Source organism: Zavarzinia sp., assembly GCF_049306435.1.
In the GTDB taxonomy this organism is placed as follows: Bacteria; Pseudomonadota; Alphaproteobacteria; order Zavarziniales; family Zavarziniaceae; genus Zavarzinia.
This window is the reverse complement of record NZ_JBAQRT010000270.1, coordinates 1-10,215: the sequence shown is the minus strand read 5'-3', so window position 1 is coordinate 10,215 and position 10,215 is coordinate 1. Positions and strand designations below refer to the sequence as shown.

Annotated in this window: 9 protein-coding genes; 4 read left to right on the top strand and 5 right to left on the bottom strand. The window is 67.2% G+C overall.

Annotation, left to right across the window (positions count from 1 at the left end; translation table 11 throughout):
• The coding region (locus tag WAZ62_RS15405; protein ID WP_422644418.1) for an FAD-binding protein at window positions 1–357 on the bottom strand (357 nt) is incomplete at its 3' end.
• 2 nt (window positions 358–359) lie between these two features.
• Entirely contained in the window at window positions 360–1,847 is a 1,488-nt protein-coding gene (locus WAZ62_RS15400; protein ID WP_422644419.1) for an FAD-linked oxidase C-terminal domain-containing protein, read from the bottom strand.
• A 235-nt stretch (window positions 1,848–2,082) separates the two neighbouring features.
• On the opposite strand from WAZ62_RS15400, the gene WAZ62_RS15395 reads away from it, so the two are divergent.
• The gene (locus WAZ62_RS15395) at window positions 2,083–2,835 is read left to right on the top strand and encodes a hypothetical protein (protein WP_422644417.1); all 753 of its coding nucleotides are present in this window, start codon (window positions 2,083–2,085) and stop codon (window positions 2,833–2,835) included.
• 15 nt (window positions 2,836–2,850) lie between these two features.
• Here WAZ62_RS15395 and WAZ62_RS15390 read toward each other — a convergent pair whose 3' ends face one another.
• From WAZ62_RS15390 to WAZ62_RS15380, 3 genes are all read right to left on the bottom strand, one after another.
• Window positions 2,851–3,081: a DUF2061 domain-containing protein gene (locus WAZ62_RS15390; protein WP_422644416.1), complete on the bottom strand. Its 231-nt coding sequence runs from the start codon at window positions 3,079–3,081 to the stop codon at window positions 2,851–2,853.
• 191 nt (window positions 3,082–3,272) lie between these two features.
• Window positions 3,273–4,637, bottom strand: coding sequence for a 30S ribosomal protein S12 methylthiotransferase RimO (gene rimO / locus WAZ62_RS15385; protein WP_422644415.1), 1,365 nt, complete (start codon window positions 4,635–4,637; stop codon window positions 3,273–3,275).
• 70 nt (window positions 4,638–4,707) lie between these two features.
• Complete coding sequence (locus tag WAZ62_RS15380; protein WP_422644414.1) at window positions 4,708–5,571, bottom strand: aldose 1-epimerase family protein; 864 nt, start codon at window positions 5,569–5,571, stop codon at window positions 4,708–4,710.
• Between the two features lie 135 nt (window positions 5,572–5,706).
• On the opposite strand from WAZ62_RS15380, the gene recQ reads away from it, so the two are divergent.
• The 3 genes from recQ (at window position 5,707) to WAZ62_RS15365 (ending at window position 9,998) form a co-directional block, all read left to right on the top strand.
• Complete coding sequence (recQ, locus tag WAZ62_RS15375) at window positions 5,707–7,527, top strand: DNA helicase RecQ (RefSeq protein WP_422644413.1); 1,821 nt, start codon at window positions 5,707–5,709, stop codon at window positions 7,525–7,527.
• An 87-nt stretch (window positions 7,528–7,614) separates the two neighbouring features.
• Window positions 7,615–8,628, top strand: coding sequence for a phytanoyl-CoA dioxygenase family protein (locus WAZ62_RS15370; protein WP_422644412.1), 1,014 nt, complete (start codon window positions 7,615–7,617; stop codon window positions 8,626–8,628).
• Between the two features lie 734 nt (window positions 8,629–9,362).
• Window positions 9,363–9,998, top strand: a complete 636-nt coding sequence (locus WAZ62_RS15365) for a hypothetical protein (RefSeq protein ID WP_422644411.1) — start codon at window positions 9,363–9,365, stop codon at window positions 9,996–9,998.
• Window positions 9,999–10,215 lie beyond the last annotated feature (217 nt).

Sequence of the window (10,215 nt, the reverse complement as noted above, 5' to 3'; positions counted from 1 at the left end):
CGCCGGACCGGACAGATTGGCGGCGATGGCGCCGCCCACGGTGCCGAGGCCCGGCGCCTCGCCGAACACGGGGCCGATGTCGGGCGGATCAAAGGCCAGGCGCTGGCCTTCCTCGGCGAGGGCCGCCTGCAGGGTGGCGAGGGGTGTCGCCGGGCCGAGGGTGATCACCTGTTCCGCCGGCTCGTAACGCTCGATGCCGGCGAAGGCGGACAGGTCGAGCACGGCATCGGCCGTGACCGGATGACCGAAACCCGCCTTGGTGCCGCCGCCGACGAGGTGCAGGCGCGTGCCCGCGGCATGGGCCCGTTCGATGACGCCGGCCAGACGCTCGGCGGAGGTCGGTTGGAAACGCTCCATCGTCAGAACCTCGGCAATTCGGGAAAGCGCAGCTTGCCGCCCGAGACATGCAGGCGGCCCAGCTCGGCGCAGCGGTGAAGAACGGGAAAGACCTTGCCGGGGTTCAGCAGTCCGGCGGGATCGAAGGCGCATTTCAGGCGTTGCTGCACGGCAAGATCGGTCTCGTCGAACATTTCGCCCATCAGGTCGCGTTTCTCGATGCCGACGCCGTGTTCGCCCGTCAGCACGCCGCCGGCGGCGACACAGGCGCGCAGGATATCGGCGCCGAAGGCTTCCGCCTTGTCGAGGTCGCCCGGGATATTGGCGTCGTAGAGGATCAGTGGATGCAGATTGCCGTCGCCCGCGTGAAAGACATTGGCGCAGCGAAGGCCATAATGGGCCGACAGGGCGGCGATCCTGGTCAGGATCTCGGGCAGGCGCGACCGGGGAATGGTGCCATCCATGCACAGGTAATCGGGCGAGATGCGGCCGACGGCGGGAAAGGCCGCCTTCCGCCCGGCCCAGAAGCCGAGGCGTTCGGCATCGTCGACGGTGCGGCGCAGGGTCTTCGCCCCGGCGGCACTCAGCAATTCGCCGACATGTTCCATCTGCGCGCCGATCTCGCCCGCCGGCCCGTCAAGCTCGACGATCAGCAGGGCGGCGGCATCCCGTGGATAGCCGGGATGGCAGAAATCCTCCGCCGCGTTGATGGCGAGATTATCCATCATCTCGATCCCGCCGGGCACGATGCCGGCGCCGATGATGGCGCCGACCGCCGCCCCCGCCGCCTCGACCGTATCGAATCCCGCCAGCAGGGCGCAGATCGCCTGCGGCTTCGGCGTCAGCCGCACGCTTACCTCGGTGACGACGCCGAGCAGGCCTTCGGAGCCGGTGATGACGCCGAGGAGATCGTAACCCGGCCCGTCCAGCGCCTTGCCGCCGAGACGGATCACGGCGCCGTCGATCAGCACCATCTCGAGGCCGAGCAGGTTATGGGTGGTCAGGCCGTATTTCAGGCAATGCACGCCGCCCGAATTCTCGGCGACATTGCCGCCGATCGTGCAGGCGATCTGGCTCGACGGATCGGGGGCATAGAAAAAGCCATCCGCCTCCACCGCCTTGGTCAGGGCGAGATTGGTAACGCCGGGCTGCGCCGTCAGGCAGCGGTTGGCCAGGTCGATGTCGAGAATACGATTGAAGCGGGCGAGGCTGAGCACGATGCCGTCCTCGAGCGGCAGCGCCCCGCCGGACAGCGAGGTTCCGGCCCCCCGGGGCACCACCTTCACCTTCCGCCGGTGGCAGAGCGCGAGCACGGCGGAGACTTCCGCCGTCGTTCGCGGCAGGACGACCGCCAGCGGCCGCTGGACATAGGCGGTGAGCGCATCGCATTCATAGGGCGCGAGAGCGGATTCGGCCGAGATCACAGCATCGGGCGGCAGGATCCGCCCGAGTTCGGCGACGAGCCCGGCCCGCCCCGCGAGAACGGCCTTGTCGGCCGCCGGCATGATCAGACCCATCGTTCACCTCCCGGCACAGGATGGCAGGTCGCCGCGCTGTTGCAAGTCTGCGACGCCCGCCGTGGCAGGGCACGATTATCGTCAATATGGAGTTAATTACAGAGGAAACCGGCGGGAATCTATGCAGCTATACGCTGAAACGCCCGCCGAAGGATTCCCTTTGCTCGCTGGACCCCGCTTACGGCCCCTGCCGGGCCGCCTTCGTTCCACCCTGTCGGGGCTGGGCCTGGTGACGCTCGGCCTGACGGTCGGCGGGCCGGCGCGGGCGGAAACGCTGGTCGTGGCGGGGGTGCCTCTCGAATTGTCGGCGCCGCCGGGCTTTTGCCGCCTGTCGCCCGAGTCCCCGGCCGAAGCCGGCCTCATCAACTGGCTGGCCCGGGCCGAGGTGGACAGTCTGCGTCCCGTGCTGGCCTTCGCCGATTGCCAGGAACTGGAAGACTGGCGCGCCGGCCACCGGCAGGCCATGGCCACCCTGGGACAGATCGGCGGGCGCGTCGTCACGGGCGAGGTTCAGCGGGTGGACAGCCCCCCCTTGTTCTTCCGCGATCTGCGCGGTCAACTGCCCCGGCGCTCCGCCACCGAGGCGGTGACCCGTCCCGGGGAAGATGCCCTGCTTATCGAAGGCGCGGGCTTCGTGGTTCATGGCGGCCTTGTCGATCGCGACCGTTATCCCACCCTTCATGTTGGCGCGACCACGGTCATCGGTGGCGCCGTGGTCGAGATCAGCCTTTATCTGCCGGGCGGCCCGGGTGGAAGCGGCAATGCCGGGCGCCTGTCGGACGGTGCCGGCCGCCTCGCGCAGGGCGCCGCCGAAATGCTGGCGGTGAATGATATTTTCGACGAGGCGGAAAAGCCGGCGAATTACAATCAGGCCGGCAGCCTCAACCAGTTGACCGCCGTCATCGCCGGCCTCGGCCTGATTTCACTGCTGGGCATCCGCTCGCTCTGGCTCCTGCTGCGAGCACCGCGGCGTCAGGCCTGACAGCGCGCCCCGCCTTCAGGCATGGCCGCACATCAGGCCATGCAGTGGCTTTTCGGCCCCCTTGCCCTGCCCCGCCCGCTTCCACACCTGTTCATGGAAGAAGAAGACCACGGTGTTCACCGCGGGCTCGACCAGGGCGACCCCGGTGGCGATCTGGATCGAGCCGGTGAAGGCATAGGTCACGGCGAAGCCGACACCGAAGTGCAGCATCGCGAACGTCGCCGTCTTCACCAGATCCCGGGCCATGGCTGATCCCTTTCATCGTCCAAACCGTCGTATTGCGAATTACTATCAATAAATACTAAGCCGCGCAAGCGTGATTTTGCGATCGATTCTCAAATCGGGCGCTGGCGTGAGAGCGGAATGACGAGGACAACGAAAAGGGGCGCTGCCGCGACGACAGCGCCCCCGAAAGGACAGCCCCGGGACGGAGACGGTCAGTTGTCGCTGGCGAGATGGCCGAACAGATCGTATTCGCCCGCTTCGTCGATGGTCACGCGGACGATCTCGCCGGGGCGCAGACGCCGGGTCGGCTCCTCGATGATGACATTGCCGTCGATTTCCGGCGCGTCGGCATGGGAGCGGCAGATCGCGCCATCCTCGGGGTCGATCTCGTCGACGATCACCTCGAGGGTGCGGCCGACCTTGGCGTCGAGCTTCGCCATGGAAATGTCCTGCTGGACCGCCATGAAACGGTTCCAGCGCTCTTCCTTCACCGCTTCGGGGACGGCATCCGGCAGGTCGTTGGCCGGCGCGCCGTCCACCGCCTCGTAACGGAAGCAGCCGACGCGGTCGAGCTGGGCTTCCTTCAGCCAGTCCAGGAGGAGGGTGAAATCCTCCTCGGTCTCGCCGGGGAAGCCGACGATGAAGGTGGAGCGGATGGCGATATCGGGCACGTCGCGGCGCCAGGCGGCGAGGCGCTGCAGCACCTTTTCCTGGTTGCCCGGCCGGCGCATCGCCTTCAGCACCTTGGGCGAGGCGTGCTGGAACGGAATGTCGAGATAGGGCAGCACCTTGCCCTCGGCCATCAGGGGGATGACGTCATCGACATGCGGGTAGGGGTAGACATAGTGCAGCCGGACCCAGGCGCCGAGCTCGCCCAGCGCCCCGGCGAGGTCGGTCATATGCGCCCGGCGCTCGCGGCCACGCCATTCCGCGCCCTTGTGGCGCAGGTCGACGCCGTAAGCCGAGGTGTCCTGGCTGATCACCAGAAGCTCGCGCACGCCACCGTTCACCAGATTTTCCGCCTCGCGCAGCACCTCGTCGATCGGGCGGGAGACGAGATCGCCGCGCAAATGCGGGATGATGCAGAAGGAGCAGCGGTGATTGCAGCCTTCCGAAATCTTCAGGTAGGCGTAATGGCGCGGCGTCAGCTTGACCCCGGCCGCCGGCACGAGATCGAGGAACGGGTCGTGGCTCGGCGCCACCACCTGATGCACCGCCGCCATCACCTGCTCGTAGCGGTGCGGCCCGGTCACGGCGAGAACGCTGGGATATTGCTCGAGAATGAGATCCGGCGTCGCGCCGAGGCAGCCGGTGACGATCACCTTGCCGTTCTCGTTCAGTGCCTCGCCGATCGCCTCCAGCGATTCCGCCCGCGCGCTGTCGAGGAAGCCGCAGGTGTTCACGACAACGACATCCGCCCCGGCGTAATCGGCGCTGATTTCGTAACCCTCGGCCTTCAGCTGGGTCAGGATGCGTTCGGAATCGACCAGGGCCTTGGGACAGCCCAGGGAAACGAGACCGACTTTCGGGCCGCCCCGGGACGCAAGTGTCGGGGGCGCGGCGACGGATTTGGACATTGATTTTCTCGGGATACGGATCTGACTGCCTTTATGGGTGCTTGGCGCCGGTTCCGCAAGGGGCCGGCCGTCAGGCGGCCTCCACCCGATAGGAGAAGGCAAGCCTGTCCCCCGGCGCCACTAGGAACACGCCGGGCTTGTCGGCGAAGTCGCCATCAAAGCCGACCGGGCTGGCGAAGCCGGCCCAGGGCTCGATGCAGAGCCAGCCGGCCCCCGGCTTCATCCACAGACCGAGCTGGCCGAAACCCGTCCAGGAAAAGCGGATCGCCCGCCCCGGCCCGCCATAGACCAGCCCCCGGCTGGCCGGCGCGTCGAGGATCAGGGCATCGTCGACGAAGAGACCATCCGCCAGATCGAGGCGCCGGCCCCGGATCGGCGTTTCGTGCAGGACAGGCGACAGCAGCCCGCCCTCCAACCGCCGGACGGGCGCCGGCTCGGCCGCGTCGAACAGAAGATGATGCGCCGTCTTGTCCGCCCCGGGATCGAGCGGCCACAGGAAAGCGGGATGGGCACCGACCGAAGCCGGCAGGACCACGTTCCCCGGGTTGCCGACCTCATAGATAACGCTCAGCCCCGCCGGATCGATCCGGTAGACGAGATCGAGGGTGAAGGCGAAAGGATAGCGCGCCCTTGTTTCATCGTCGTCGCTCAGACGTAGACGGCAATGATCGGCGCCCGCCTCGATCAGCGTGAAATCCCGGTCACGGGCGAAACCGTGCTGGCCGAGGCTGTACTCCCGCCCGCCGTGGCGCAGGCGGTCGCCGGCCAGCTTGCCGACGATGGGGAACAGGTTCGGGGCATGGCGGCGCCAGGGATCCGTCGCCGGCCACAGGATATCGCCCCAGCCCTGATGCGAGAGGGCGCAAAGCTCGGCGCCGAAGCGCAGGATGCGGGCCGACCAGGGGCCGGCGGCAATGTCGATCGTCTCGGTCATGACCGCCTTTCGTCATGTCTCGTCATGCCGGCGAAATCCGGGACAAGGATGTCCGCATTCATAAGCCGGCCCTTGCGTCGAAGAAAGGGGGCAAGGGGTGTTGGCAGGCGGGAAGCCGCCTTCTATAAGCGGTGCATGTCCGCCAGCCCCGCCGATCCTGCCCATGTCCTTCGCGATGTCTTCGGTTTCGATGCCTTCCGGGGCCGGCAGGCGGAAATCGTCGCCCATGTGGTGGCGGGGGGCGATTGTCTCGTCGTCATGCCCACGGGCGGCGGCAAGTCGCTGTGCTATCAGGTGCCGGCCCTGTGCCGACCGGGTGTCGGCATCGTCGTCTCGCCCCTGATCGCCCTGATGCAGGACCAGGTCGAGGCCCTGCGCCAGGTCGGGGTACGCGCCGCCGCGCTCAATTCCTCGCTTGATGCCGGCGAGGCCCGCCAGGTCGAGCGGGCGCTGCGGGCGGGCGAGCTCGATCTTCTCTATGTCGCGCCTGAGCGGTTGCTGACCGATCGTTTCCTAGACCTGCTCGACGAATCGCCGCTGGCGCTCTTCGCCATCGACGAGGCGCATTGCGTCTCGCAATGGGGCCATGATTTCCGGCCGGAATATCTGCAGCTCGAAGTGCTGCATCGGCGCTATCCGTCGGTGCCCCGCATCGCCCTGACCGCGACCGCCGACGGGCCGACCCGGCGCGACATCGCCGCCCGCCTCGGCATCGAGGACGCGCCGCTGTTCCTCGCCGGCTTCGACCGGCCCAATATCCGCTACACGGTGACGCCGAAGCTCGAACCCCGGGTCGCCCTGAAACGCTTCCTCGACACCCGCAAGGGCGAGGCCGGCATCATCTACTGCATGAGCCGGGCGAAGGTCGAGACCATGGCCGAATGGTGCCAGGCCCAGGGCTTTCCCGCCCTGCCCTATCACGCCGGCCTCGACCGGGCGGTGCGGGCGAAGAACCACGACCGTTTCCTGAAGGAGGACGGCGTGATCATGGTCGCGACCATCGCCTTCGGCATGGGCATCGACAAGCCCGACGTCCGCTTCGTCGTCCATCTCGACCTGCCGAAGACCATCGAGGCCTATTATCAGGAAACCGGCCGCGCCGGGCGCGACGGCCTGCCCTCGGAAGCCCTGCTGTTCTACGGCATCGAGGATGTCGCGCGGCTGCGCCAGTTGATGGCCGGCTCCGATGCCGGCGAGGATCACAAGCGGGTGGAGCGCAGCAAGCTCGAAGCCCTGCTCGGCTTCTGCGAGACCGCCCATTGCCGGCGCCAGGTCCTGCTGTCCTATTTCGGCGAGACCGACACGAAACCCTGCGGCAATTGCGATACCTGCCTGTCGCCGGTGAAGACCCGCGACGGCACCGAGGATGCGCAAAAGGTCCTGTCCTGCCTGTACCGCACCGGCCAGCGCTTCGGCGCCATCCATGTCATCGACGTGCTGATGGGCCATGAGACCGAGAAGGTCAAAAGCCAGGGCCATCACGAGATCAAGACTTTCGGCGCCGGCAAGGACAAGCCCGCCCCCCATTGGCGCAGCGTGATCCGCCAGTTGGCCGCCCTCGGCCTCCTCGAGGTCGATCTGGAACGCCACGGCGCCCTCGTCCTCAATGGCGAGTCCTGGCCGGTGCTGCGCGGCGAGCGCACGGTCGAGCTACGCGACGAGCCGGCCCCCGTCGCCGCCCCGAAGCGCGGCACCAGGCGGGGCGCGGTGGAACGCCCGGCGGAAGACAGCGCCGTCGGCAGCCTGTTCGGCGCCCTGCGCGCCCTTCGCCTCGAACTCGCCAGGGAACAGGGCGTCGCGCCCTATGTCATCTTCCACGATACGACCCTGATCGCCCTCGCCGAGCGCAGGCCGCTGGATCATTATTCTTTCGCCACCATCCCCGGCGTCGGCCAGGCCAAGCTGGAGCGTTACGCCGATCGCTTCATCGACGTGATCGAGCATTTCGACGATTGAGGCGCGGCACCGTGCCGCCTTGTGCCGGGCGCCGACAGGTCTAGGCTGCACCGACGCGATGGGCCAACCGGATAGGGACGATACCCCATGAACGCCCGCCATATCCTCCTCCTGCCTTTCCAGGTGCTGGCTGTCGCCACCGGCGCCAAATCCTTCGTCGGCAATCCGGTGATCGGCAGCACTTTCCTGAACCGCCTCGGCCTTCATGTCGTCCGGGTGGTGCTGGCGGACCGGATCATGGCCTTCCGCCGCCTGCTGCTCGCCGCCAGGGTGGCGCCCGAGGATCGGGAAGCCTTGCGCCGCGACGGCTTCATCCTGAAGACCGACTTCCTGCCGGCGGAGGATTTCGCCGCGCTGGAGGCGGAAGTCCGGGCGATGAACGAGCCCGCCCGCGAATGCCATCAGGGCGATACGATCACCTGGCGCGTGCTGCTCGATCACGACACGCTGTCGCGCCTGCCCGCCACCCGCCGCCTGATCGAGGACCGGCGCTATCGCGGGCTTCTGTCCTATGTCGCCGGGCGCTTCCGGGTGCCGGGACACTGGGTGCAGAATATCCGCGCCGGCCTGCTGCCCGGCCGACCCGACCCGCAGACCAATATCCATGCCGACACCTTCCAGCCGACCATGAAGGCCTGGCTGTTTCTCGACGATGTGGACGAGAGCAACGGCCCCTTCACCTATGTCCCCGGCTCGCAGCGGGTGACCTGGAAGCGGCTGAAATACGAATACAGGCGTAGCATCACCGAGGCGAAATCCGCCGACAGCTATTCCGCGCGCGGCTCCTTCCGGGTCGCCGAAGCCGATCTCCCCACCCTCGGCCTGACGGCGCCCAAGGCGTTTTCGGTTGGCAAGAACACGCTGGTCGTCGCCGACACGGTCGGCCTGCACCGGCGGGGCGATTCGACCCTGCGCCCGTCCAGCCGGCTGGAGATCTGGTCCATGTGCCGGACCAATCCCTTCAATCCCCTGCCCGGCCTGCCCTTCCGCATCCTCGACCGGATCGACCTCGCGCTGTACCGCGCCTATCTCACCCTGCAGGACCGAAAAGCGGCGAAGCGCGGCACCCAGCCGAGCTGGCGGCTGGTGGCGAAACGGTAAGACCCGGCCCGTCCCCACCTCACCCCGGCCCTCTCCCCCCAAGGGGCGGAGAGGGAGCCAAATCATCCCCGCATTGAGCCCCACACCGATGCGGCGCGCACATACGAGCCTGCGCCGCTTCAATAGGGGCAGGACTGGCCGGACATGATCGTACCCGCGCAGGTCGGCGGTGGGGATATCGGAGGTGTACCGCAGGAAGCGTTCACAGTGGCGAGACAGTGGGTGAACGAATCTTTCCTGCTTCCATAGGCCTCCGCACCGCTGGGCGCCGATGGACCGAGTCCGATGGTGCTGGGTTGCAGCCCCATGTTATGGGCGGCGTAACCGATGACGCCGCCGTCCATGCCACAGGCCCCGAGCAGCAGGCATGCGTTGATCGCCAACACACCGAAATAGCGTCCGCCCCGCATCATCCGCCCCCGGTGCTGGCCGCGACCGGCCCGCCCAAAGGAGATCATTCGGCGACGGTCACACCCCGGAGACAAAGGCTATCGGATTTCGCCCGGCATTCAAGGCGGCAGCCCGACCCGTGGTAATTCGGGGATGGGCAATTCGAAGACGCTATATCTAATTACTCCTGATGACCGATGCCCCCTTCGTTGGACAGGAGCGGAAACTGGCGCTGACCGAGTGCAAACGGTAGTCTTTGCGCCACTTGAGCTTGCCCCAGGAATGACACAGTCACCCCGATGTTCGTCGAGCGCAGACCTTTCAAGCCCCTCGCCATAGCCCAGGTGCTGGCAGCCCTCCTCGTTTTTCTCGCGCCCGCCCTCCTGTTTCTGCCGGCCTTGCTGATCGCCGCCTATGTCAACGACGCCATCGACGCACCGCCGCCCGGCGACGGCTACACGCCGTTCCGGACATGGCTGGCATCGGTCGACCGTGTCGAGCCCCTGTTGAAATGGATAGAGAATGGCAGAGACGGCTTTCTCGTCGTCCGGTCGGTGAACGAGACGGCGAGGAAAGCCCTTGCCTATGCCCCTCAGATCGCCGAGGCCCTGCGCGATCCGTCCAACGATGCGGGCCTGAGGATGGTCGCCCTCACCGTGGCCCAATGCCTGCCCCTCACGGACTATCTCCGCCTGATCGAGGATCTCCAGGCCGACGGTCTGCAAGAGATCGCCCGGGAAGCGATCTTCCCACCGCTCTCACGCAGTCGGCTCGATGACGCCTTCGAGGATCCTCGTGTCCGCGCCCTGGTCGAGCCGATGCGTGGCGACTATAGCCCTCAGGATAACATCGCCAATCCGGCGATCCGCCTCTTGTCCGGTGAAGCGGCGCGTTTTCTGGCCGTCATGACGCCCTGGACACCCTGCCCCGAGCAATATCCCGGCTCCGTGATCGAGCCTGTCGGGTTGCCGCTGGACTGAAACGAGCTACTCCCTATAGCGTCCCCGAATTAATAGCGAAGTATCGCCGGATTAAGCGCCCCCTCTCCGCCCCTTGGGGGGAGAGGGCCAGGGTGAGGTGGGGAAGCTCGACCTTCGACACCCGCCCCTCCCCTCCTCCCGGGAGGAGAGGGTTCAGGCGGCGGCGTTACTTCCGCCGCATGGCGTCGAGCAGCGCGGCGCCGAGGCTGCCCTGCGG

Bases quoted from the DNA above. Each gene is read 5' to 3' on its own strand.
- WAZ62_RS15390 (WP_422644416.1), bottom strand. From the start codon at position 3,081: ATGGCCCGGGATCTGGTGAAGACGGCGACGTTCGCGATGCTGCACTTC.
- rimO (WP_422644415.1), bottom strand. From the start codon at position 4,637: ATGTCCAAATCCGTCGCCGCGCCCCCGACACTTGCGTCCCGGGGCGGC.
- WAZ62_RS15380 (WP_422644414.1), bottom strand. From the start codon at position 5,571: ATGACCGAGACGATCGACATTGCCGCCGGCCCCTGGTCGGCCCGCATC.
- recQ (WP_422644413.1), top strand. From the start codon at position 5,707: ATGTCCGCCAGCCCCGCCGATCCTGCCCATGTCCTTCGCGATGTCTTC.
- WAZ62_RS15370 (WP_422644412.1), top strand. From the start codon at position 7,615: ATGAACGCCCGCCATATCCTCCTCCTGCCTTTCCAGGTGCTGGCTGTC.